Raw genomic sequence first — 24,243 nt, 5'->3', positions numbered from 1 at the left:
GTGTGAGTGTAGAACATTTTGTGCCATGTTTGATAAGATCCTGATAGGAGTTGTTTTTGACGCCGCAAAGTTTACAGCAGGAAGGTCGATAGGTCAATTTTCCGTGTACTACCAGATATTCTTGATCCTTTTTCTTTTCCTTTGTAACGGGAACTTCAGCTAATTGAACATTTGGGTCTTTAATATTGAGCAATTTTTTTATAGAATGAGTGTAGGCCATGTGAATTCTCCTATTCTTTTGTGTGGTAACTTAATTATAGGAGTTCACTGGTCTTTTTTCATTTAAAAACAAAAAATAGTGCCAGTGAACCGATTGGTCCACCAACACTATATATTATAGAGCCTAAATACATATCTACTCAAATAAATGATTCAGTAAGTACTATTAAAAAAGCTTTGACACGAATAAAAAAGCCACTTGCTCGAGGCAAGTGACTAAAAGGAGTAGTACCTTATACTTTGGAGGAGTAAAAGGTAAAATGAAAATATAAAAAAGTTGGTTGTTATTGGTATGTTTAAATCATACTAAGCATTTGTGAAGAAAGTATGCTCAAAACGTTAAAAATCATAAAAGAAAACACACAACCTTTATTTAGTACTACAATAAATGCATTTTAGAAAGCAGAATCTTCAACTTGTTCACAGGCTAGTCTTCTGTGACCAAGTTCAGAAAGCAGAATCTTTAACTTGTTCACAGACTAAGCTTCTATGAACAAGTTCAGAAAGCAGAATCTTCAACTTGTTCACAGACTAGTCTCCTATGGACAAGTTCAGAAAATAAAACCTTCAACTTGTTCACAGACCAGGTTTCTATGGACAAGTTCAGAGTATAAAATCTTTAACTTGTTCACAGCCCAGTCTTCTGTGGACAAGTTCAGAGTATAAAATCTTCAACTCGATTACAGGCTAGTCTTCTATGGACAAGTTCAGTATTTTTTACAGATTATTGTGTTCGTTGGAGCGTCACTTTATACGTTTTTACGAGGTCAAAGAAAAAAGCTGCCTCAATAAGAGACAGCTTAGGGGATAAGTCTTCTTTTCACTAGGGGGAGAAAAGAAATTTAAATGATTTAAGTTTACTTAAATGACTACCTGTAGTTTAACAAGCGCTATTTTGAAAACAATGAAAACTTTATAAGCTTTTCAAATCAGTTTAATGAAAATTTGCTTATTTGAGAAGTGTTTAGCCTAATGCATCTACAATTGCTTCATTGAAAGCTGGTAGATCATCAGGTGTACGACTAGAGATGATGCCGCTGTCGTCTTTGACTACTTCTTTGTCAATAAATTCAGCGCCGGCATTTTTCAAATCAACTCCGACTTGTTTGACAGCCGTCATTTTTTTACCTTTGACGATTTCTGCGTTGATCATGAGTTGCGGACCATGGCAAATAGAAAAAATAGGCTTACTGTCTGCGAAACCTTTAACGAATTCAAGGAAACGATCATCTTTGCGCAATTGGTCAGGAGAATAGCCGCCAGGGATCAGTAATGCATCAAAGGCTTCAGTTTTTACATCATCAATGCTTTTGTCGATCGTGACTTCAGCTTCGCCTTTTTTGCCTTTGACCGTTTCACCAGCTTTAAATCCGATGGTGATGACTTCATGACCGGCTTTTGTGAGTGCTTCTTTCGGTGAGGTAAATTCTACGTCTTCAAACAAGTTTGTTAAAACACATGCTACTTTCTTGCCCATCTAAATCCCTCTTTCTATTTTATTTGTTCCATTTTTAGTGTAACGCAGATCAAAAATACGAGCAAATATTTTAACTTTGGATAGGGCTTAAAGGGCTTTCATGTTATGATAGGAAAGAGAGAAAAAAGGAGGAAGGAAAATGACAGAAGAGAAAAAACTCAGTATTGCTTTGATTGCCCATGATAAAAAGAAGAAAGATTTTGTGAAGCTGGCTGTTTCTTATGAGGAAATCTTAAAGAAACACACCCTCTATTCAACGGGAACAACTGGTCAACGCATTATGGAAGCAACTGACTTGGCTATTCATCGTTTTAAATCTGGTCCGCTTGGGGGAGACCAGCAGATCGGTGCCTATGTATCGGATAACAAAATCGATATGGTCATTTTCTTGAGAGACCCGTTAACTGCCCAACCTCATGAACCAGATATTTCTGCGTTGCTGAGATTGTGCGATGTTTATGAGATTCCTTTAGCAACAAATTTGGGTTCAGCTGAGTTGTTGCTGAGAGGATTGGATGCTGGTTTTTTGAATTGGCGTGCTGTAGCTAAAGAAACAGAACGGAAGTCAATCGATATTTAAAAAGTTCTTTCAATTGAGCTGAGAGTCTAGAAGCCAAATGCGGTTGCGTTTATTTCAGCTCTTTGCGATTGTATCAACACGTAAAAAAGAAAGTGAGGTAGGGGATCAGATTCATCCCTGTCTCACTTTCTTTTTTCCTATTATAAAAGCTTTTGAATGGTTTTCAGCAACACTAAAAATATAGAACGTTTATAAACCGCATTTCAACTGTACGTTGCAATTCGTACAAGTGTTGCAACCGCCGATATCTTCAACCGTACCAACACGGCAGATCGGACAAGTATCTCCAATTTCGTTGCCATAAGTGACAGCATCCTTGACTGTTTCACTTTTCAGTTCAGCTGCTTCTTCCTGAACAAGGAAGCTGTTTTCTGTTTCTAAGTTATTTTCTTCAGCTGTCAGTGTCAGCACTTGCGAATCGCGACTTCCATCCACATAAATCGTTCCGCCTTTAGCACCGCCTTTGTACAAACGTTCGTAAATACTTTGGACTTGTTTTACATTATATCCACGAGGCGCATTAACGGTTTTTGAGATCGAACTGTCGACCCATCTTTGGATCGTTGTTTGTGTGTCGACATGAGCTTCAGGAGAAAGTTCCATCGCCGATACAAAATAATCTGGTAAATGTTCGCCGTCTGCTTCTGGGTGAGCATCCAAATATCCTTGGACAATATCTGCTTTCACTTCGATAAATTTGCCTAGTCGGCCGCTCCGGAAGTAGCTGAAAGAGAAATAAGGTTCTAGACCTGTTGAAACACCTGTCATTGTACCAGTCGATCCGGTTGGCGCTACCGTCAGTAAATGTGAATTGCGAATACCGTAAGTCATAATATCTTTGCGGATCGATTCAGGCATTTTTTGCATAAAGCCGGAATGAATGAAGTTTCGACGCAATTGCAAGGTTTCTTCCTCAGTTTTGCCGGTAAGGAAAGGAAAGCTGCCGCGTTCTTTTGCTAACGCAATCGATTCTTCATAAGCTGCTGTAGCGATCATTTCAAAAACTTTATCAATCAGCAAGTTGCCTTCTTTTGAGCCATATTTTTGACCGCAATAAATAAGCAAATCTGCCAGTCCCATGACCCCTAGACCAACCCGGCGCTCGCCTAGTGCTTGTTTTTCATTTTCTTCAAGGAAGTAAGGGGTAGCGTCGATCACGTTATCTTGCATCCGTACACCCGTTTTGACCGTTTTGATCAATTGATCATAGTCTACTGTCATCGCACTTTTATCCACCATTTCAGCCAAGTTAACAGCGGCTAAATTACATACAGAATAAGGTGCCAGCGGTTGTTCGCCACATGGATTGGTGGCCACTACTTTTTGGCCGTATGCTTTGGCATTTGTCATTTTATTGGCATTATCAATAAAGAAAATACCAGGTTCAGCTGCATAAGTGGCACAAATATTGATCAAATTCCATAATTCACCAGCGCGCATTTTGCGATAAACTTTGACCTCTCTGCCGCTTGCTTGCCATTCACGCACATCTCCGCATTCAGCCCAGTTTTTGTTGTAATCAGCCATTTCTTCTGACGTGTAATGTTCTACATCAGGGAAACGTAATTCATACTCAGCATCTTGTTCAACAGCCTTCATAAAATCATCTGTCAAGCAGACCGAAATATTGGCTCCTGTCAAAAATTCTGGGTTGTGAACACTATAGACCCCGCCAAGTTGAAGTTTTTCTTCGGCTTCTTGAATAACAGCTGCCTCGAAGCCGCCATTATCAGATTGGTCTTTATAACGCAAAATGTTTTCATACATTTTTCTTTCCGTTTCAGTAAAGGGTGTGAATTTCAACTTATCTTTTGCCAGCTGTCTGATTTGTTCGTCTTGGCTCGTTTCAATTAAAAAACGTAAAATCGCTGGGTTTTGCATCTTTGAAATAATAAATTCTAAAATATCAGGATGCCAGTCTGCCAGCATGATCATTTGGGCACCGCGTCGACTGCCTCCTTGTTCGACAAGGTGCGTTAGTTTTGCAATATCGTCTAGCCAAGAAACAGAACCAGAAGATTTTCCATTTACCCCGCGAGCCAGTGTATGACGAGGACGCAATGTTGAGCCGTTCGTACCAACGCCGCCACCGCGACTCATGATTTCCATCACTTGTTTACGGTGATCAGAGATGCCTTCTCGTGAATCGGGAATGAATGGCATGACGTAGCAGTTGAAGTAAGTAACTTCTGTTTCTGATCCGGCTCCATATAAAACACGTCCAGCCGGAATAAAATGCAAAGCTTTCAGTTCTTGATAGAAAGCTTCAAAAGCTTCTTTTCTCTTTTCAGCTGTTTTTTCTACTGCTGACAAACCGGCGGCATTCCGTTTAGCAATTTGTTCATAGTAAATTTCTAAGGGTTTTTCGATCACATCTAAGGAACGTGTGATCAACCCAGTTTCTCTTTCTGTCTCATCTTCTAATTGACTGCGATAATCTTCTTCTATTAGAATCGTGGCTTTTTGTTCTTCGTGATGGAGTGAAATGACAAAACCGATTCCACGTGCTGGATATTGCGGATCATCTTTGATCGTCAGCAAGACCAAGTCACCCTCAGAAAGTGTTAAATGAGCAGTATCTTTAAAAGCGTAGCGGTCAAGCATAACAAGACGAGAAACACCAGTGAAAGTGATCTGCATATCTTCTGTGATAGGATAAACTTGTGGGAAAGCTTGAATGTCATCATTTAATTTTGTTTGATTGATAGATAATTTTGATGATAGGTTCATCATCATTTTCATCACTCCTTATCGTTATGTAGCAAATTGAATATCTATATATTGTGTCTGTAAACATACTATACACTATATATCGTTAACAATCATTTATTTTACACCCTATTTAGTATTTTTAAAGTCTTGAAAAAAACGCAAAAATATGATTTCAAACTAAAATGAAGAGAAAACAAGGAAAGATAAGGAGAAAAAACAACGAAAAAAATCATAGGGTTAGTGAATTTTTTCTTTTTTAGAAAAGAAAAATCAATTCGAATATGGAATGGACATTGTCTTCGTGATGATTTTACTCGAAATGATGGCAACAAATTGAAAAACAGCGTATAGTAGTAAAAGGATATGGATCTATTTTGTTGATCTATAAAAATCAGAGTAGGAAGCAAAGCGTTAAGTGCTGAATGGATGGGATGTTGCCTTCAGACGAAAAACGGTTTGACCGTTTGCGGTTTTGCTTCTGCATCCGCTGCATAAGTCATTGTGTAGGGAGCTCAGCAAAGGAGAGCTTAGCATGAAGAAAGTAACCTATGATGCCAGAACGATTGCTGTTATTGGCTTATTGATCGCTCTTGATCTTATTTTAACGCACCTTTTCGCCATTCAGACACCGATTGTTCGCATCAGTTTCGGCTTTCTGCCATCTGCCATGATTGGGATGTTGTTTGGACCATGGACGGCTGGGATCGCAGGAGCTTTAGCTGATTTGGCTGGCATTTTTTTATTTGGCGGTTCTGGAGCCTACTTTCCAGGATTTACGTTGTCTGCATTTTTAGGCAGCTTTTTCTATGGTTTTTATTTATACAAAAAGCCAAAAACGTGGGGAAGGGTGATTTTGACTGTACTGGTGATCACCTTAGTTGTGAACCTAGGATTGAATACATTGTGGTTAGTGATCATGTATGATCAAGCTGCTCGTGTGATCGTCCCCACACGTTTGTTGCAAAACCTAATCGTAGCTCCGATTCGTGTGTTGATGATTCATTACATCGCCAATCACCCGCGTTTGCGAAGTGTGGTCAAGCTGGATGATGGAGAAACTATAAAACGGTAGAGCAACCATTAGTTTGATGAGAGAGAAATTGATCATAACAGCACAAAGCTGCCTTAAATGAAAAGTGAGGTAAAAAAATGGCAATCAAACAATTTGGAGAAAAGCTGGAAGGGAAAAATTATCAGCTGCGCGTGGGGATTCATCTTCTTGTATTTGACGATCCCAAAGAAAAGATCTTGCTTGTCTCACCGCCGAATGGCTCTTATTTGCTGCCAGGAGGTGAAAGAGAGCTGAATGAGACGCACGTTGAAACACTGAAGAGAGAATCGATGGAAGAGCTCGGTTTTGATGTAACGGTAGGTTTTTATCTAGGAGAAGCAGATGAATATTATTATTCAACTTATCGTAAAAATTATTACCATAATCCGGCTCACTTTTATGTCGCTTCTTCTTGGAAAGAAGTCAGCGCACCGCTTGAAGAAGGGAACAGTTTAAGGTGGGCCACACTTTCAGAAGCCATACAGCTATTGAAAAGAGGAAGCCATCGTTGGGCTGTCTCACAATATATGGAACAAGCAGACAATATCACATTTGAATAAGAAAAAGGAGTTGAGCATAAGCCCAACTCCTTTTCAGTTATCCATAGGATAGTTTATTTGTTGTAAGGAACTGCTTTGACTGTAACATCGATATTGTTACGCGTTGCTTTTGAATAAGGACAGAATTGGTGAGCTTTTTCAGCTAATTCTTGAACCTTATCTTCGTCCAAGCCATCGATAGCAACTTCAATTTCAGCACTTAGTTTAAAGCCATTATCAGTAGGGTCACCTAAAAGGTTGACTGTCAAATAGACAATAGACTCATTATTGATTTTTTCGATTTGTTTGTAATGTTCTAGAGCTGAATGGTAGCAAGCACTATACCCTAATGCGAATAACTGTTCCGGATTGCTTCCTTGTCCTGCGCCGCCCATATCTTTCGGAGTAGAAACGCGCACTGAAAAGGAACCATCCGGTAAACGGCTTTCCCCATCACGTCCGCCTGTGTTAATGGCTTTAGTTGTATATTTTACATCTGACATTGAACAAAACTCCTCTCTTATTATTGGTCTTACATATTCATTATAAATAGAGTCATTTGAAAAGACCAATAAAAGCCCTTAGATAAAAAGAGCTTTTTATTGGTTCAGTTGTTCACTGTCATAAGATTGAAAGATTAGGATAGGTATTCTTGAATAACTGTAGCGACACCATCATTGACGTTAGTGTCGGTGATAATGTTTGCAGCTTCTTTGACTTTAGGAATAGCATTTCCCATGGCTACACCCACACCTGCATATTCGATCATATCTAAGTCATTTTCATTATCGCCGATCGCCATGATTTCTGCTGGCTCCAAATGTAAAATCTCGGCTAAACTTTTTAGCGCTTGTCCTTTGCTGGCCGATTTGTTTAAAATCTCCAGGAAGAAAGGTTCGCTTCTTAAAACGGTGTATTTATCTTTGAACCATTGAGGGATTTTTTCAACTGCTGCATCTAAAATGGCTGGATCGTCGATCATCATCATTTTGCTGATGGTCAAGTCTTTGTCCATCTCTTCAACAGTCCGGAATTTTAACGGCAGCTCAACGATGAAAGCTTCGCGAACAGTATACGCGCTGATGTCGCGGTTTGCCGTATACATGGCGTCGATCGTAGTGGTATGCAAATGAACACCGACTTTCCGGCTCATTTCTTCGATCTCGTAAAAATCATCCATAGACATGGTGTGATGTGCTAAAACTTTTCCGCTATCTGATTCTTGAGCCAAAGCACCATTATAAGTCAGCACATAATCGCCTTTTTCTTCTAAATTCAAGGCTTTTAAATAAGCTCTTACACCAGCTAAAGGACGACCGGTACATAAGACGATCTTCACGCCTTTTTCTTTAGCGGTTTGAATGGTTTGCTGAACGTTTGGACTGATCGTACGTTCAGGGGTTAAAAGTGTACCATCGATATCAATGGCAATAAGTTTGATTGACATAAGTAATGTAAACTCCTTCATTGTGATAACTGGGAAACTAAAAAGCAAATTTTTCGATAGCTGTTGCAACACCATCATGTACATTGGTGTCTGTGACATAGTCGCTGATTTCTTTGACAGCAGGAGAAGCGTTCCCCATGGCCACACCTATTCCTGCGTATTGGATCATATCAAGATCATTGCCATTGTCGCCGATCGCCATCACTTGTTCGCGTGGAATTTGGAAAGAAGTTGCAAGATCGCGCAATGCTTGTCCTTTGCTGGCGGCTTTGTTCAACACTTCTAAGAAAAAAGGTTCGCTCCGCAACAAAGTATACTTTTCTTTAAAAGCAGCGGGAATTTGCGGAAGACTGTTTTCTATCAAGGCTGGATCATCAATGAACATCATTTTGCTGATCAACATCTCTTTGTCCATTTCCTCTGCGGCCCGGTATTTAAGAGGGATCGTAGTCAAAAAGGACTCTCTGATCGAGTAATAGCTGATGTCTTTGTTGGTTGTATAGATTCCTCCATCATTAACAGCATGGCTGTGCAAGCCTAACTTGCGGCTCATATTTTCTACTTCAAGAAAAGCAGCGTGATCCATTGTATGGTGCGCTAAAATTTTGCCGTCACTGGTTTGCTGGACTAAGGCGCCGTTATAAGTGATGGCATGGTCGCCTTCTTCTTGAAGCCCAAGCTCATCCAGTAGAGGCAGTACGCCGGGTAAGGGTCTGCCGGTACATAAGACGACTTTGATTTGCTTTGATTTAGCAATTGCAAGGGTTTGGGCGACCTTAGGAGAGACTAGTCCGTCCGGTGTAACTAAAGTGCCATCAATATCGATGGCGATCAATTGAATGCTCATGCTGTGATTCCTTTCGGCTTATTTATCTTCATCTGAATGATAGATCGCGCCATTTTTAATGTAACGCGTGAATTCTTGATACAGCGGCTCGAATAATGAAATCTCCGAAGAGCTGTGAGGTTTTAAAAATTCTTTAGGCACGTAGAAACGTTCATCGCCATGCTGCTTACCTGTCAGTGCTTTGACTAGGTCGCTCGCTTCTGATAGTTCGATTAGCGTATGATCCGGGTAAATGAGTTCGATTTGTGCAGGGCGGCTTTTTTGATTTGGTCGGTAAAAATCATATGGCAGATCATAGCTGTTGTTGAGCGCCGTATAGTAATCCGTTTCATAGCCGGCTTTTTGGATCAAACCTTGCAGCTTTTTAATGATTGGCAAATCGGTTTCTTTTTGGTAAGTGACAGATTTAAAAGGTTTGCGATCCAAGAAACGTGTCGCTAAGTCGCTAAGGATCTGATCCTGCTCATCTCGCCATAAAGTAAAATAGGTGTTTAAGACGCCATCATCTAATTTGAGATAATCTTCCAGTGTAAAACGTTTCTCAAAGAAAGGAATCAATAGCGAAAAGCTGTGTTTAAACTGTGTTTCCGGCAAATCATAGATTCTATTGGCTCTCTTCAGCAAATGATCTAATGTTACTTCCATACCTCTCGAAACAGGATGAAAGTAGACTTGCATGTACATTTGATAGCGGCTGACAATATAATCCTCAACTGCATGCATACCTTGAATACGAAAAGCAATCCCTTCTTTATAAGGCCGGATAACGCGTAAGATACGTGTCAGGTCAAATGTACCGTAGTTTACGCCTGTATAATAGGCGTCGCGCAGTAAGTAATCCATTCGGTCCGCATCGATTTGGCTGGAGATGAGCTGCACGACTTGCGGGTTAGGATAGGTTTTATCAATGACACTGGCTACTTTTTCAGGAAAATCAGGACTGACCTTAGACAGAATCTGATGGACTTCCGTTTCAGGCGAAAGAAGAATATCAATTGTGATCTTTTCATGATCAGTATGAAAAATATGTTCAAATGTATGCGAATAAGGGCCATGTCCAATATCGTGCAATAAAGCGGCACATAAGACAACCAAACGTTCACTGTCGTCCCAACCACCGTCACCCGGTACTTTTGTAGGATAGCTGCGCATAAAATGATCACAAATACGCCGAGCAATTTCATAAACGCCAAGTGAATGTGTAAAGCGAGAATGTTCAGCGCCATGGAAAGTGAAAGAAGCTGTCCCGAGCTGCTTGATCCGGCGTAGTCGCTGGAACTCTCTAGCATTGATCAAATCTAAAATTAGTTGATGCTGAACATGGATGTAGCGATGAACAGGGTCTCTAAAAACCTTTTCTAAAGGCAATCGTTCATGATATTGATCATTTTCTGTCAATCCAATAACCTCCGATCTAACTGGTCTCCAAGCATTTGTTCATTGCGTCGAATCATTTTTTGATAAGAAGTGGTATAGTTTTCCAGCAGTTCTTCTGAATATGTTCCGCTGACGATTTTATTGTCTTGTTCTAACAAAACCTTTAGGATCTTTTCTTTCATCTCTTCAACGGTTAAAGAAACGCCGAGTAATTCTTCTAGGGTAGCCATTACACTGGGGTCGACTTTAGGATAGTGCCATTTGACTGTCTCTCCTTGCAGTCCTTGTTGGTAAAAGTCTCGAATCCATTCTGCCCGTCTTTCTTGATTGCCATTGACACTGATATAGATCATGATTGCAACGCCATTTTTTAAGCGACGTTGAGCGGTGCCCGCGAACTTTTTACCCCCGATACTTAAATCGAACTCTCCAGGACAATAGGAAGTTTCAATTTCGTATGCTTCGATCGTTTTCCCGTATTCTTTCAAAGCGGCACTGATCAAACGAAACATGACTTGATAACCGTCTTGGATCGGTATCCGTTCGTCTGATCGTTCCGGTAAAATAATAGAAAAGTTCAATACCCCTTCATCGCCGACAACAGCTAGACCACCGGAATTGCGGACGATGACATCTTTTCCTGCTTCATCCAAAAGGGCCAAGCCTCTTTCTAGATGAGGCAGTTTAGTATCCATCATGCCTAAAATGATCAAATTCTGCGTTGGCCAGAAATGCAGTAAATGCTGCTGATGCTTACCGGCATACATCATTAAACTGTCGGCTAAAGCAAAATGCGAGATGGTTTGATTTTTAAAAGGATAGGTTTTGCTGTTATATAAATGGTACGTTTGTTCTTTTAAAGGATCATTCATTTTCGATGTAGAATGCATAGTCACTGCTCCTATATTTAAAATAACTTACGCTCTATTCGTCATTATTTGATAAAATTTGGACAATAGAGGAAGATTTCATTGTTTATTATACCAAATATAGCAGAAAAATCCGTATAAATATGGATTCTTCTATCATTAAGACTTAAACCGGTGTATTCTTCAAGTTGAACATGCTAAAATAAAAAGAGAAGATGAAAGAAGGAACCTGCTTTTTTAACAACTTAGAGGTGAAGAAATGGATTTAACAAAAGGAATGCCGGCAAAGATACATGTAGAAACGAAAATAACGGACCCAAATGGGGTAGAAAAGTTTGTGTTTGACGAAAAAGGAAAAGTTGTCCAAATGGGCTCTTCTTATTACATTCGTTATGAAGAATCGGTTGAAGGAAGTGACGGGATCCCAGTTACATTCAAAGTTGAACCAACTGGCATCGTGACATTGACGAGAAGAGGAGATGTGAAAACACGTCTGCGGTTTGAATTAGGGAAAAGCTGCGAAACGCTCTACCGCTTGCCCCAAGGAAGTGTTTATATCGACACCGTAACGAATCACTTGGAGATCAGTTATACTGATGAGCCTTTCACAGGACATGTTCAGATTCAGTATGCGTTGTATTACGGAAAAGAAAAATTGGGAGATTACCATTTGCAATTGATTTTTACCATTTGCAATTGATTTTTACCGTTTAGTTATAGTATGATAAAGAGTAGACTTTTGAAAGGACGTGCCTTTTGTGGAATTAAAACAATTTGATGGTCAAATTAGAAGTGAATTGTCAATGATTGAAGTTGCGCATGCAGTTTTGACGCAAAAAGGGGAAGTCATGGATTTCACCGACTTGCTTAAAGAAGTGATCGACTTTTTAGATATGAATGAGCAAAGTATTGAAGAAAAAATGCCACAATTTTATGCAGATTTAAATGTAGACGGCAGCTTTATCTCTTTAGGAGAAAATCTATGGGGATTGCGCGAATGGTATCCAGTTGATTCCATTGATGAAGAGCTGACGCATGATAACGATGAAGATGAAATCAAACCACGTCGTCGCAAAAAAGGCAAGAAGAGCGCATTTGCCACTTCTGAGGATGAAATTGATTATAACGATGATGATCCTGAAGACAGAGATGTCTATGAAGGTGATGAAGCGGAAGAAGAAGAAGAAGAAGAAGTTGAATACGGCGAACGTGTTGACGTTAGTGATCATGGTGTAATGGTCGATGAGGAAGATGAAGAAGATTTAGGCGAATATAAAGCTGACTTGTCTGCTCTAGGTGCAGATGAAGAGGAAGAAGACGATCTTCCAGATGGTGTTGAAGGTGACTTATCGCTCATCGAAGACGAAGACTTGGATGAAGAGGAAGAAGAATATTAAAGTTCTTTGTAAAAGGCTCTTTTTGGAGCGCCTTGCAAATTCCAAGTTTCAATGAAAGATAAAGAAGTGAAAGGAGTTGAGCAAAGTTAGCTCAGCTCTTTTTTGTCTTTTAGCGATATTTTTTAAAGAAGAAGTTGTCAAATTCCTTAAATAAGGCGTATTATTTGAAAATAAATGAAAATCTGTTAAAATTTACTGTTGTTTTCTGAAAATAGCGTGGAATGATATAGAATATTTGTGAATTCTTTGATATACTTATCACGTCAACTAAGCCGTGGCGTTTAGCGAACAAAAAGAAATGTCTGAGGAGGCAACAAAACTATGACTCGTTTAGTAAGCATGACCGATATGTTACAAAAAGGGTTAAAAGGCCACTATGCAGTAGGCCAATTCAACATCAACAACTTAGAATGGACACAAGCTGTTCTTCAAGCTGCTCAAGAAGAAAAATCTCCAGTTATCTTAGGAGTTTCTGAAGGTGCAGGCAAGTATATGGGAGGATTCAAGGTTGTTGCAGCAATGGTTGATGCATTGATGGAAACAATGGATATCACTGTTCCTGTTGCATTGCATTTAGACCATGGTTCTTCTTTAGAAAAATGTCGTGAAGCAATCGACGCAGGTTTTTCATCTGTTATGATCGACAATTCTAAATTCCCAATCGATGAAAACATTCAAGCTACAAAATCTGTAGTAGAATATGCTCATCAAAAAGGAGCTTCTGTTGAAGCTGAAGTTGGTTCTGTAGGCGGTACTGAAGACGGCGTAACAGGCGGCGTCCAATATGCTGATGCTCAAGAATGCAAACGCATGGTTGATGAAGCAGGAATCGATGCTTTAGCTGCTGCACTTGGTTCTGTTCATGGAAATTATGTTGGCGAACCTAAACTTGGTTTTGATGAAATGAAGGAAATCTCAGAATTAACAGGCGCACCTTTAGTGTTGCATGGTGGTTCAGGAATCCCAACACACCAAATCGAAAAAGCAATCCAATACGGTCACACAAAGATCAACGTTAACACTGAATTACAACAAGTATGGACTGCAAAAGTTCGTGAAGTACTTGCTAATGATGCAGATGTATATGATCCACGTAAAGTTATTGGACCAGGTAAAGAAGAAATCGTGAAAACAACTAAAGCTAAAATGCAAGAGTTCGGTTCTTCTAACCAAGCATAAGTCAAAAATAAATAAAGAATGATTAAAAATGAGAAAAGCCTTTCCGTTTAATGAGAAAACGGAAAGGCTTTTTTGTCTTCTCTTTCTTTTATGTTCTTTTTTAAAGCTGGATATTGTAAGCTTATGTTGGTATGTAGTAAAATGGGGATAGTATTTTTTCGCTGCTATTGCTGATCCGCTTTCAACAGGTGAGGCTAGGTGCAAAGGAATAGGTAAACCAGTCGTTTTTGGAAGTCCTTTCCTCTTGTGTCAACATCTTTACTACAGCAGCCATAACTGAGGTTTACTTTTATTTTTCATCATTTAAATAAAATAAAAAAGACTGTGGCTTCTTTTTAATGTAAAGAAGTTCCTTTTTTAGTACAGTAAATACTTAAACAATGTTATCAACAAAAATGAGAAGATACTAAACGAACAGGCGGAAGGGGCCTGTGCATGAAAAAAGTGAGGGTTTTATAAATAATGAAGAAATTTAGCATACAAGGTGGCAAAAAGTTATCTGGAACAGTTACGATCAGTGGTGCAAAAAATAGTACAGTAGCCTTGATTCCAGCAGCTATTTTAGCAGATGAACCAGTTATTCTTGAAGGCGTGCCAAATATCCAAGACGTCCATTCCTTGATCGAAATCTTAAATATGATGCATGTCAAAACTGAATTCAACGGGTCAACGTTAATGATTGATCCAACTGATATGGTTTCGATCCCTATGCCAAACGGTAAGATTCAAAGTCTAAGAGCCTCTTATTACTTCATGGGTGCTTTATTGTCGAAGTTTGGACAAGGTGTAGTTGGCTTGCCCGGCGGATGTTTTTTAGGTCCGCGCCCGATCGATCAGCATTTGAAAGGGTTCAAAGCCCTTGGCGCGACGGTTGAAAACGAAATGGGCGCCATGTACTTACAAACTTCAGAAGAAGGCTTGACGGGTACGCGTATTTATTTTGATGTGGTTTCGATCGGCGCAACCATCAATGTGATGCTGGCTTCTGTTAAGGCAAAAGGCAAAACCATTATTGAAAATGCGGCCCGTGAACCTGAAATTATTGATGTGGCAACTTTATTAAATAACATGGGAGCAAAAATCCGCGGCGCCGGTACTGATGTGATCCGAATCGAGGGCGTTGAAGAAATGCACGGTTGTCGTCATACGATCATTCCTGACCGGATCGAAGCCGGTACTTACTTAGCGATGGCAGGTGCGGTCGGCAAAGAAGTCCTTGTACAAAACGTGATCGTTGAACATATCGAAGGCTTGCTGGCCAAGATGGAAGAAATGGGCGTTCCAATGGAGATCGGAGAAGACAGTGTCTTAGTCAAAGAAACGACTTCATTAAAACCCGTCAATGTCAAAACAATGCCTTATCCAGGATTTGCTACAGACTTGCAGCAGCCCTTAACACCCTTATTGTTAAAAGCAAATGGAGAATCCGCAATCAAAGATACGATTTATCCTAAACGTGTTAAACATATTCCTGAACTTGCTCGGATGGGCGCACAGGCGCGCGTGGAAAGTGATTTGATTTTGTTAGAAGGTCCATGCGAACTAACAGGTGCTGAAGTGGAAGCTAGTGATCTAAGAGCAGGAGCTTGCTTAGTGATTGCTGGATTGATGGCTGAAGGAAACACAAAAATCAGCGGGATAGAAAATATCCTGAGAGGGTACGATCATATTATTGAAAAACTGACCGACTTGGGGGCAGATATCGAAATGATCGAGGAATAAAGCATAACAGTAGTGAAGTGAGGAGCGGGAAGATGGAGGAAATCGTTACATTAAAAGAATTGGAAAGTAAGACGCTGAAAGAAATCTATCAGCATGCAAGAGCATTAAAGATCCCTTATTACAGTCAAATGAATAAAAAGGAGCTTTCATTAGCTGTTATTCGTGCGCAGGAAGAAAAACAGGGTTACTTTATTGTGGAAGGCGTATTAGATATTATGGAACAACAAGATTTTGGCTTTCTGCGGCCAATCAATTATACACCTAGCAAAGAAGATATTTATATTTCGGCTTCTCAAATCAAACGATTTGGATTGCGCAATGGAGACAAGATTACGGGGAAAGCTCGTCCGCCAAAACCATCAGAACGTTATTATGGCCTGATGCATGTCAATCTTGTGAATCAAAAAGATCCTGAAGAAGCAAAAGAACGTTCTCACTTTCCAGCTTTGACTCCTCTTTATCCTGAAAAGCAGATCGCGTTGGAAACCAATCAGCTCAAAATTTCTACACGGATGATCGATATCATTGCCCCAGTAGGTTTCGGGCAAAGAGGGTTGATCGTAGCACCGCCTAAAGCCGGAAAGACGATCTTGCTGAAAGATATTGCTAACGGCATCGCTGAAAATCATCCTGAAGTTGAATTGATCATGCTCCTGATCGATGAACGTCCGGAAGAAGTAACAGATCTGGAACGAAATGTTAAAGGAGAGGTCGTTTCTTCGACCTTTGATCAACAACCGCAAAATCATGTGCGGGTCGCTGAACTGGTATTGGAAAGAGCGATGCGTTTAGTGGAAGACAAACGTGATGTGGTTATTTTAATGGATAGCATCACACGCTTGGCTCGTGCTTATAACTTGGTTATTCCTCCAAGCGGACGTACATTGAGCGGAGGGATCGATCCGGCTGCTTTATATAAACCGAAGAAATTCTTTGGTGCTGCTCGAAATATTGAAGAAGGCGGCAGCTTAACGATTTTAGCCACCGCTCTTGTAGACACAGGCAGCCGGATGGACGATGTGATCTATGAAGAATTTAAAGGGACTGGAAACTCAGAGTTGCATCTTTCTCGAGAATTGTCAGAAAGAAGAATCTTTCCTGCCATCGATATTAAAAAATCAAGCACACGAAAAGAAGAATTGTTGCTGAAAGGTGCTCGTCTGGAATCAATCTGGAAACTGCGTCATGCCATGACCGGAGATGCATTAGAAGTGACAGACCAATTTATCAAAGTTTTACGCAAAACAAAAACAAATGAAGAATTCTTCCAAAATTTTTCTTCTGCATCTTTTAACAGCAGTAAAAATCAACGAGGAAATCGACGTTAAAAAAGGTTTGCAATCCATTATTAAACATGCTATTATGCTAATGTTGCGATTTTGCATAAATCACTCTGATACAGCAAATGGATCAGGGCAAAAGGAGAGAAAAGAATTATGAAACAAGGAATTCACCCAGAATATAGACAAGTGGTATTTATGGACACAACTACAGGCTACAAATTCTTATCCGGATCTACTAAATCTTCTGACGAAACAGTTGAATGGGAAGATGGCAATACTTACCCAATGATCCGTGTTGAAATTTCTTCAGATTCTCATCCATTCTACACTGGGCGTCAAAAATTCACCCAAGCAGATGGTGCTGTTGCACGTTTCAACAAAAAATATGGCTTCAAAGACGAAAACGAAGGTTAATCATATAAACATTGATTCACTAGACTTTAGAGGATATCTTAAACAAAAGATATCCTCTTTTTTTAGTTTTTTTGGCTCATCATCTTTTAACGATGGTAAAGAAATTTCCTCTAGCCTGTGAATTTAGACAATGGATAGGTTACGTCCTAGATCAATCATCGCTTAATAGGCGTAACGGTCAGTATTGAGCTTTGAAAATGAAAATAGGGTCAGTGGACATCAACAATCAAATCAGTAACAAACAAAAATGTACCTCAAGAAGGATTTCTTGAGGTCTTTTGCAGCGCTTTTGCGTCTTGGTGAAAAGGGAAACAAGCTTTGTTTAAAGGGAAGAGTAACATCTTGTTATAATAAAGCGCTTTCTTACTTTTATTTGTAATGCTTTTATTATCATATTGATACAGTATCTGTTTCTTTTTATAGTACAATAAGAAAGAATACAAGTTAGGGAGAAATGTACTGTGTCCTCAGAATATATTTATGTCCATTTGGATAGTGTAACCAATTCTGTGTTATCAAGAGGCTTGACTTTTTTCAATTACGAAAAAACGGTGCACAATAAACCGCAAAACCTGCTGCTGCTAAATGATGCAAAGGATATTGGCGAGTTTGATCTGCATACGGGGTTTCGTATGATTCGTGGTGCGCAAAAAGTGCAAGACTTTTTTGACGCGTATAAAAAGGGAACCTATGGCATGCAATACCAGCTGAAATGGGTTGACTTTGAAAGTATTGAACTGTTGCATGAGTTGACACCAGTAGAGATTTCCGAACTTCTTTATCTTGCACATGCTTATACACATTTACACTCACCATTTAATTATAAGCTGCAAAATAATTTTATTTACTTGACGATGTCAGACGGAAGCATCAAACAATATTACCGCGATATCCACTTATTTTATACGATGCTAGCAGAGGAATTGACAAAGCAATTGAAAGAGCGTTCAATTGAAAAGAAATTACTTTTCAAAAGAGCCAAGCCTGTGCAGCCAGTTTCGTTAGAATTGATTAAAAGTATAGTGCCTTTGCTGAGAGAAGGCGTCTGTTTTTCTTTCAAACAGCTTAATGTAGAAGATGATATTTGTGAAATACCGATTTATCTAATCGAAGATCGTGTCCGCAGTCTTTATGAAGATCATAATGAACTGCTAGCTTATTTATGTTTTGATTACAAAAAACAAAGTTGGTTCGTTAAAGAAGAGCAACCTTTAGCTCCTGGGCTTCAGTTTTGATCAACTGATAAGGTTAGACAGAACAAGTGTTGATAATCGACTAAATGGAAAAATAAAACGATGATTTTTTATCGAATTTATCAAAAAGACTGCAGTTGGTCATTCATGGCTCTGCAGTCTTTTTTTGATGAGTAAAAAAATCGTTGAGCCAGTTTTTCTGGTTCTTTCTCTTTTAACGTTGGTAAAGAAATTTCCTATGGTCGATGGGCTACTGATGGAAAGCCATGAGAACACATTGAGCCGAAAATCGCGTCTCAATGCTTGCAAGCTTCAAACTTAGTGTAACGGCTAAAGCTTAACACTAAGTGATTCACATTGCATCTTTTTTCATGGCTATCAGTAGCCCTATACGCCTTCTGAAATTTCTAGAAATAGAATTTTAACGAGTTTAGCATTAAAAAAATTGATATTTTACAGACCAACGTTAAATATGGTAAAACCGTTTTTCTATCACAATATGAGTACTTGTTTTCAATTTGGGTTCTATAATCGTTAACGTTGGTTAGAAAAAATGATGTTAGATTTGTTAAAAAAACATTCCTAGACAGTTCGGTTGTCCCATCATCCGAAGAAAATTTTTTATCCATATCAGAAGACGAAGAATCTCAATTTTACAAGTCTTAGGTTCCATCAGACTTGTAAAATTCCCTTCATGTAAAAGGGACAGAAAAAGTGGGAATAACTACATGGGCTATTTCAGTGAGGATTCATTTACGGTTTAGTGTGTTCAACCTAGTATTAAATAAATTGAAATGAAATGCTAAGAAGCCTAGGAAATGGCAGCTAATTATGGTAAAATAGCAGCTGGATTATCGACGATGGTCTCCAAAAAAAGGTTGAGTGACAGGAGATCATGGGTTGGGATTTTGAAAAAATGTGGAGGAAAAAAAGCAATGAAAATCTTTCTTATTTATGGTGGAAAGAGCGCTGAGCATGATATTTCCATACTTACTGCCTACTCCATTACACAAGAAGTTTATTATCAATATTATGAAATCGAACCAGTATATATCACAAGAGATGGCCAATGGGTCAAAGGGCCAGTGATCCATCAAGCAGATAAATTGAGAAATGCTGAAAGTTTACGATTGAGTGTTGGAAAAGAGGCAGTATTTGCACAGAAAGATCAGGAATCTTCTATCGGTGTCTTGATTGAACCAAGCAGTATCAAAAGTGAAGATGCGGTGATTTTTCCTGCTTTGCATGGTCCAAACGGAGAAGATGGCACGGTTCAAGGATTGTTTGAAGTGCTGGGCATGCCTTATGTAGGAGCTGGCGTACTGGCGAGTGCAGTTGGAATGGATAAAATCGTTTCAAAACAGCTTTTCCAACAAGCTGGACTGCCGCAAGTTCCTTATGTACCCGTTCCAAAAAGATACTGGCTGCATCAGCGTGAAGACGTTTATAACCGTTGTGAAGGTACGCTTATCTATCCAATGTTTGTCAAACCAGCTAACTTAGGCTCTAGCGTAGGAATCAGCAAAGCTGAAAATCGTGAAGAGCTGACTGAAGCGATCAATCTTGCTTTCCAATATGACCGACGAGTGATTGTTGAACAAGGCCTTCAAGAAGCAAGAGAAATCGAAGTGGCTGTTTTAGGCAATGATGATATTCATACTTCTGTACCAGGAGAACTGGTGAAATCAGTTGAATTTTATGATTATGAATCAAAATACATCAACAACGACGTGAGAATGCAGATTCCAGCAACTTTATCAGAGGAAACAACTGAAAAGATCCGCGAATATGCTGTTCGAGCTTTCCAAGCAATTGATGGCAGCGGCTTGAGCCGATGTGATTTCTTTGTGACTAGCAACAGTGAGATTTTCATTAATGAAGTGAATACGATGCCTGGCTTTACACAATTCAGCATGTATCCCTCTCTATGGAAACAAACCGGCTTAAGTTATGGAGACCTGATTGAGGAATTGATTCAATTGGCATTGAGACGGGCTGAAGAACGTTCACAGTACCAACAAAAAAATCATCAATAAAAATGAATATGAATAATAGGCTGTAGACAATAGGTCACAGCCTAAAATTTATGGCAAAACAGACGGCTGCTGTAAATTATGAAACAGCAAAAGATGGATGTGTGGGAACACCAGTCTATGAACAGCTATCTGTTTTTTTAGCATATATGGAGGAAAGCAATGATTTCTTTAACGATCAATGAAATAGCAGAAGCAGTTGGCGCTCTAAATACAGTCGATCAATGGAGCGAGCGCGCCGTTACTTCAGTCGGCTTCGATACGCGTAAGTTAACAGCTGGATCATTATTTGTGCCGCTGATCGGCGAAAACGATGGACACCGGTTTATTGAACAAGCAATAGAACAAGGTGCAGTGGCGGCTTTTTGGAGTGCCCCTTTAGCAGAAGCACCAGCGGATTTTCCGGTTATCCAAGTGGCCGATACATTGGCTGCTATGCAACAATTAGCGAAGTATTATTTGAAAAAAGTGGCGCCAAAAGTGGTTGCCATAACAGGCAGCAACGGAAAAACGACGACAAAAGATATGACAGAAGCGGTATTGAGCGCACGGTATAAAGTCCACAAAACACAAGGGAACTTTAATAACCATATCGGTTTGCCTTATACGATCCTAGAGATGAGTGAGGATACAGAAGTCATCATTCTCGAAATGGGCATGAACCATCCGGGAGAAATCAAAGTATTATCAGACTTGGCAGAACCGGATATCGCGATCATTACGATGATTGGCGAATCGCACATTGAATACTTAGGATCGCGAGCAGCAATCGCGGATGCCAAAATGGAAATCACATCTGGTTTGAAAAAAGATGGAATATTGATCTATCCAGGAGCAGAGCCTTTATTGCAAGAACGCGTTCAAGGGTTGTCGTCAGAACAACTGCGAACATTTGGACAAGAAGCAAGCAATGACCTGTATCCGCTACAAGTAAAAACAGAAATGAAAGAAACAACGTTTACCACGAATTCAGCGCCTGACGTGCAGCTGCAAATTCCAGTTTTAGGGACGTATAATGTCAATAATGCGCTAGCAGCGTTATTAGCAGGACTTGCAACCGGCATTTTGATCAAAGAAGCAGCCGGTTCATTGGCACGTTTCCATTTGACCAAGAACCGTACGGAATGGTTGAAGGGATATAACAATAGCGCTATTTTAAACGATGCTTACAATGCAAATCCAACTGCTATGAAACTCGTCATTGAAAATTTCAGTCGTCTAAGCAATAACGGGCAGAAAATAGTGGTCTTAGGAGATATGCTGGAGCTAGGCGAATGGTCAGCTGCACTACATGAAAGCATCAAAGAAGTACTGTCACCGGAAGCAATCGATCAAGTGGTATTATACGGCGAAAAGATGCAAGTTTTAGCAACGGCGCTTGTTGAGGAAAATATCTTTGACGAGCATCAGGTCCATCATTTTACGGGTGAAAAGGAACCGATGATTCAATATTTGAAAGACACACTTCGTTCTGATGATTATGTATTGATCAAATCAAGTTTTGGAACGGATCTGTTATCTGTCGTTCGTATGCTGACGGTTTGAAATCTTCTGCTAAACAAAGTCAGGCAGTAATGCGAGCAAAAAAAGAAACAAAATACATTTCATCCAAAAGGAAACGTGTTCATTCAAATTTTATTTGAAATGATTTGCTAAACCTAAGGATACGTGTTAGTATTGCAAAGGTTATAAAAGAATAACTTAATGAATTGAAAATAATGAGAGTTTATGTAACGTAAAAGCAGTCGGATGAAATCATTCCGCAGCCCATTCACTTGCCGATCAGAGCGGCAGCTGAACGAAAAGAAAAACAGCCAGGAATGAAAGCAAAGGTTTATTTTCTCCTGATAGCTGTTTTATTCTTTCTTTAAAACAATCGCGATTTGTTACAAAAGAGGATGGTCTCTTTAACCGTTAAACAAATGAACGATAACAGGTATCTATGATGGGAACGATCAATGAATTGCCTGTTTTGCAAGACTCTCTTGAGATTTTCAATAAACAGGAGGAAAACAATAGTTGAAATTTTCAGAATTAGGATTAGCGCCTGAATTATTAAAAAGTATTGAAAGAATGGGGTTTGAAGAAGCTACACCCATTCAAGAACAAACAATTCCTTTAGCACTTGAAGGAAAAGATGTCATTGGACAAGCACAAACAGGTACAGGTAAAACAGCAGCTTTCGGCTTAGCCATGTTGCAAAAAATCGACCCTTCAAACCGTGTGGTGCAAGGTCTAGTTATTTCTCCAACAAGAGAATTAGCGATCCAAACACAAGAAGAATTATATAGCTTGAGCCGCGATAAAAAAGCTAAAGTACAAGTGGTTTATGGCGGAGCAGATATTGGCCGTCAAATCCGGTCATTAAAGGACCAACCGCATATCGTAGTAGGTACACCTGGCCGTATGTTAGATTTGATCAAGCGTAAAGTATTGAAATTGAACCATATTGAAACATTGGTCCTAGATGAAGCTGATGAAATGTTGAATATGGGATTCATTGATGATATCGAAAGCATCATCAAAGAAACACCATCAGCACGTCAAACGCTATTGTTCTCAGCAACAATGCCGAATGAAATCAAACGAATCGGTGTACAATTCATGCAAAATCCAGAGCATGTTCAAATCAAGACAAAAACGTTATCCAGCAGTTTGATCGATCAATATTTTGTGAAATGTAAAGATTTTGAGAAATTCGATTTGATGACGCGTTTGTTTGATGTTCAAACACCTGAACTTGCGATCGTCTTCTGTCGTACGAAACGTCGGGTAGATGAAATTGCTAAAGGATTGGAAATGCGCGGCTACCGTGCAGAAGGAATCCATGGCGATCTTTCTCAACAAAAACGGATGAGTGTGTTGAAAGGCTTTAAATCTGGTCGCGTTGATATCTTAGTCGCTACGGATGTCGCTGCTCGTGGATTGGATGTATCGGGTGTAACACATGTTTATAACTATGATATTCCACAAGACCCAGAAAGCTACGTGCACCGTATCGGCCGTACTGGTCGTGCTGGTAAAGAAGGGATCTCTATCACTTTTATCACACGGAATGAAATGGGCTATTTGCGGACGATCGAGGATTTAACGCGCAAAAAAATGACAGCTTTGCGTCCGCCAACAAGTGAAGAGGCGTATGAAGGACAAGTCAAAGCAGCGATGGAACAAATCGGCGAGATCATTGACAAAAATGGTTTGGACCGTTATGAAAAAGCTGCCGCTGACTTATTAGAAACTTACACACCAGAAGACTTGGTTGCTGCTTTCTTAAAAACGATCGTGAAAGATCCAAATGAGGTGCCGGTTAAAATCACACCGGAACGCCCATTGCCAAATAAATCTTTCAAAGGTAATAATAAAGGCGGCGGACGCGGTCATTACAAAGGAAAAGGCGGAAAGAATTACGGCGATCGCCGCGGAGGCAGAAGAGATAATCGTCGCAATAGTAAAAAAGATCAGCGCTTTGATAATAAACGCGGTGACCGTCGCAACAATGGTAATGGAAAACGCGATTTTACAATTAGACAAAAATAAACCTATACCCCAAACTTTTCTTCAATAAAGTCTAAAAAGGAGGGCTCTATAATATATAGTGTTGGTGGACCAATCGGTTCACTGGCACTATTTTTTGTTTTTAAATGAAAAAAGACCAGTGAACTCCTATAATTAAGTTACCACACAAAAGAATAGGAGAATTCACATGGCCTACACTCATTCTATAAAAAAATTGCTCAATATTAAAGACCCAAATGTTCAATTAGCTGAAGTTCCCGTTACAAAGGAAAAGAAAAAGGATCAAGAATATCTGGTAGTACACGGAAAATTGACCTATCGACCTTCCTGCTGTAAACTTTGCGGCGTCAAAAACAACTCCTATCAGGATCTTATCAAACATGGCACA

General features: G+C 39.6%; 20 protein-coding genes, 2 pseudogenes and 1 riboswitch. Of the genes and pseudogenes, 14 read left to right on the top strand and 8 right to left on the bottom strand.

The features are described 5' to 3' along the window. Positions 1-220, bottom strand: a pseudogene (locus tag BM057_RS09025) (hypothetical protein); the annotation flags it as partial. A gap of 963 nt (positions 221-1,183) precedes the next feature. After that, entirely contained in the window at positions 1,184-1,696 is a 513-nt protein-coding gene (locus BM057_RS09020; RefSeq protein ID WP_092093086.1) for a type 1 glutamine amidotransferase domain-containing protein, read from the bottom strand. A gap of 139 nt (positions 1,697-1,835) precedes the next feature. Here BM057_RS09020 and mgsA point away from each other — a divergent pair, with 139 nt between their 5' ends. Further along, on the top strand, positions 1,836-2,276 hold the full coding sequence (mgsA, locus tag BM057_RS09015) for a methylglyoxal synthase (protein WP_047391029.1): 441 nt from the start codon (positions 1,836-1,838) through the stop codon (positions 2,274-2,276). A gap of 189 nt (positions 2,277-2,465) precedes the next feature. On the opposite strand, the gene BM057_RS09010 is transcribed toward mgsA, so the two are convergent. Then, positions 2,466-5,006: a vitamin B12-dependent ribonucleotide reductase gene (locus BM057_RS09010; protein WP_425439026.1), complete on the bottom strand. Its 2,541-nt coding sequence runs from the start codon at positions 5,004-5,006 to the stop codon at positions 2,466-2,468. Positions 5,007-5,378: 372 nt separating this feature from the next. Then, positions 5,379-5,480: riboswitch (THF riboswitch) on the top strand. 40 nt (positions 5,481-5,520) lie between these two features. Here BM057_RS09010 and BM057_RS09005 point away from each other — a divergent pair. Beyond that, positions 5,521-6,060 (top strand): folate family ECF transporter S component, encoded by a 540-nt coding sequence (locus BM057_RS09005; RefSeq protein ID WP_047391031.1) that lies wholly within the window; start codon positions 5,521-5,523, stop codon positions 6,058-6,060. A gap of 77 nt (positions 6,061-6,137) precedes the next feature. Continuing rightward, on the top strand, positions 6,138-6,599 hold the full coding sequence (locus BM057_RS09000) for an NUDIX hydrolase (RefSeq protein ID WP_047391034.1): 462 nt from the start codon (positions 6,138-6,140) through the stop codon (positions 6,597-6,599). Positions 6,600-6,652: 53 nt separating this feature from the next. Here BM057_RS09000 and BM057_RS08995 read toward each other — a convergent pair whose 3' ends face one another. The 5 genes from BM057_RS08995 to BM057_RS08975 all read right to left on the bottom strand — a co-directional run bounded on the left by BM057_RS08995 (position 6,653) and on the right by BM057_RS08975 (position 11,139). Then, on the bottom strand, positions 6,653-7,081 hold the full coding sequence (locus BM057_RS08995; RefSeq protein WP_047391037.1) for an organic hydroperoxide resistance protein: 429 nt from the start codon (positions 7,079-7,081) through the stop codon (positions 6,653-6,655). Positions 7,082-7,215: 134 nt separating this feature from the next. Further along, positions 7,216-8,025, bottom strand: a complete 810-nt coding sequence (yidA, locus tag BM057_RS08990) for a sugar-phosphatase (protein ID WP_092093081.1) — start codon at positions 8,023-8,025, stop codon at positions 7,216-7,218. Positions 8,026-8,062: 37 nt separating this feature from the next. Then, positions 8,063-8,872 (bottom strand): sugar-phosphatase, encoded by an 810-nt coding sequence (gene yidA / locus BM057_RS08985; protein WP_092093079.1) that lies wholly within the window; start codon positions 8,870-8,872, stop codon positions 8,063-8,065. 18 nt (positions 8,873-8,890) lie between these two features. Next, positions 8,891-10,270, bottom strand: a complete 1,380-nt coding sequence (locus BM057_RS08980; RefSeq protein ID WP_092093076.1) for an HD domain-containing protein — start codon at positions 10,268-10,270, stop codon at positions 8,891-8,893. Beyond that, complete coding sequence (locus tag BM057_RS08975; RefSeq protein WP_177186220.1) at positions 10,267-11,139, bottom strand: lipoate--protein ligase family protein; 873 nt, start codon at positions 11,137-11,139, stop codon at positions 10,267-10,269. The genes BM057_RS08980 and BM057_RS08975 overlap by 4 nt, the downstream gene beginning before the upstream one ends. Before the next feature lie 238 nt (positions 11,140-11,377). On the opposite strand from BM057_RS08975, the gene BM057_RS08970 reads away from it, so the two are divergent. From BM057_RS08970 to BM057_RS08920, 11 genes and pseudogenes are all read left to right on the top strand, one after another. Continuing rightward, on the top strand, positions 11,378-11,818 hold the full coding sequence (locus tag BM057_RS08970; RefSeq protein WP_092093073.1) for a YwiB family protein: 441 nt from the start codon (positions 11,378-11,380) through the stop codon (positions 11,816-11,818). A 58-nt stretch (positions 11,819-11,876) separates the two neighbouring features. After that, complete coding sequence (rpoE, locus tag BM057_RS08965) at positions 11,877-12,515, top strand: DNA-directed RNA polymerase subunit delta (RefSeq protein WP_092093070.1); 639 nt, start codon at positions 11,877-11,879, stop codon at positions 12,513-12,515. A 321-nt stretch (positions 12,516-12,836) separates the two neighbouring features. Further along, complete coding sequence (gene fba / locus BM057_RS08960) at positions 12,837-13,694, top strand: class II fructose-1,6-bisphosphate aldolase (RefSeq protein ID WP_047391050.1); 858 nt, start codon at positions 12,837-12,839, stop codon at positions 13,692-13,694. Between the two features lie 462 nt (positions 13,695-14,156). Further along, complete coding sequence (locus BM057_RS08955) at positions 14,157-15,416, top strand: UDP-N-acetylglucosamine 1-carboxyvinyltransferase (RefSeq protein WP_092093068.1); 1,260 nt, start codon at positions 14,157-14,159, stop codon at positions 15,414-15,416. A 32-nt stretch (positions 15,417-15,448) separates the two neighbouring features. After that, positions 15,449-16,744 carry a transcription termination factor Rho gene (gene rho, locus BM057_RS08950; protein WP_047391053.1) on the top strand — a complete coding sequence of 432 codons (1,296 nt, stop codon included), beginning with the start codon at positions 15,449-15,451 and terminating at the stop codon, positions 16,742-16,744. A 108-nt stretch (positions 16,745-16,852) separates the two neighbouring features. After that, positions 16,853-17,113 carry a type B 50S ribosomal protein L31 gene (locus tag BM057_RS08945; protein ID WP_047391059.1) on the top strand — a complete coding sequence of 87 codons (261 nt, stop codon included), beginning with the start codon at positions 16,853-16,855 and terminating at the stop codon, positions 17,111-17,113. A gap of 461 nt (positions 17,114-17,574) precedes the next feature. Continuing rightward, a complete protein-coding gene (locus BM057_RS08940) occupies positions 17,575-18,348 on the top strand; it encodes a hypothetical protein (protein WP_047391061.1) in 774 nt (257 codons plus the stop codon). 893 nt (positions 18,349-19,241) lie between these two features. After that, the gene (locus BM057_RS08935; protein ID WP_092093089.1) at positions 19,242-20,342 is read left to right on the top strand and encodes a D-alanine--D-alanine ligase; all 1,101 of its coding nucleotides are present in this window, start codon (positions 19,242-19,244) and stop codon (positions 20,340-20,342) included. Positions 20,343-20,504: 162 nt separating this feature from the next. Next, entirely contained in the window at positions 20,505-21,884 is a 1,380-nt protein-coding gene (locus tag BM057_RS08930; RefSeq protein WP_342708099.1) for a UDP-N-acetylmuramoyl-tripeptide--D-alanyl-D-alanine ligase, read from the top strand. 474 nt (positions 21,885-22,358) lie between these two features. Next, the gene (gene cshA / locus BM057_RS08925) at positions 22,359-23,876 is read left to right on the top strand and encodes a degradosome RNA helicase CshA (RefSeq protein ID WP_047391063.1); all 1,518 of its coding nucleotides are present in this window, start codon (positions 22,359-22,361) and stop codon (positions 23,874-23,876) included. Between the two features lie 166 nt (positions 23,877-24,042). Then, positions 24,043-24,243 (top strand): annotated as a pseudogene (locus BM057_RS08920) (ISL3 family transposase); the annotation flags it as partial.

The sequence above is a fragment of the Pisciglobus halotolerans genome (assembly GCF_900113675.1).
Taxonomy (GTDB): domain Bacteria; phylum Bacillota; class Bacilli; order Lactobacillales; family Carnobacteriaceae; genus Pisciglobus; species Pisciglobus halotolerans.
This window is presented reverse-complemented; position numbering and strand designations above follow the sequence as displayed.

What these genes read in the sequence shown, in the direction of transcription:
- BM057_RS09000 (WP_047391034.1), top strand. Translation starts at nt 6,138, where the DNA reads ATGGCAATCAAACAATTTGGAGAAAAGCTGGAAGGGAAAAATTATCAG.
- yidA (WP_092093081.1), bottom strand. Translation starts at nt 8,025, where the DNA reads ATGTCAATCAAACTTATTGCCATTGATATCGATGGTACACTTTTAACC.
- yidA (WP_092093079.1), bottom strand. Translation starts at nt 8,872, where the DNA reads ATGAGCATTCAATTGATCGCCATCGATATTGATGGCACTTTAGTTACA.
- BM057_RS08975 (WP_177186220.1), bottom strand. Translation starts at nt 11,139, where the DNA reads ATGCATTCTACATCGAAAATGAATGATCCTTTAAAAGAACAAACGTAC.
- BM057_RS09020 (WP_092093086.1), bottom strand. Translation starts at nt 1,696, where the DNA reads ATGGGCAAGAAAGTAGCATGTGTTTTAACAAACTTGTTTGAAGACGTA.
- rho (WP_047391053.1), top strand. Translation starts at nt 15,449, where the DNA reads ATGGAGGAAATCGTTACATTAAAAGAATTGGAAAGTAAGACGCTGAAA.
- BM057_RS08955 (WP_092093068.1), top strand. Translation starts at nt 14,157, where the DNA reads ATGAAGAAATTTAGCATACAAGGTGGCAAAAAGTTATCTGGAACAGTT.
- BM057_RS09010 (WP_425439026.1), bottom strand. Translation starts at nt 5,006, where the DNA reads ATGAACCTATCATCAAAATTATCTATCAATCAAACAAAATTAAATGAT.
- fba (WP_047391050.1), top strand. Translation starts at nt 12,837, where the DNA reads ATGACTCGTTTAGTAAGCATGACCGATATGTTACAAAAAGGGTTAAAA.
- BM057_RS08935 (WP_092093089.1), top strand. Translation starts at nt 19,242, where the DNA reads ATGAAAATCTTTCTTATTTATGGTGGAAAGAGCGCTGAGCATGATATT.
- BM057_RS08970 (WP_092093073.1), top strand. Translation starts at nt 11,378, where the DNA reads ATGGATTTAACAAAAGGAATGCCGGCAAAGATACATGTAGAAACGAAA.
- mgsA (WP_047391029.1), top strand. Translation starts at nt 1,836, where the DNA reads ATGACAGAAGAGAAAAAACTCAGTATTGCTTTGATTGCCCATGATAAA.
- BM057_RS08945 (WP_047391059.1), top strand. Translation starts at nt 16,853, where the DNA reads ATGAAACAAGGAATTCACCCAGAATATAGACAAGTGGTATTTATGGAC.
- BM057_RS08995 (WP_047391037.1), bottom strand. Translation starts at nt 7,081, where the DNA reads ATGTCAGATGTAAAATATACAACTAAAGCCATTAACACAGGCGGACGT.
- BM057_RS09005 (WP_047391031.1), top strand. Translation starts at nt 5,521, where the DNA reads ATGAAGAAAGTAACCTATGATGCCAGAACGATTGCTGTTATTGGCTTA.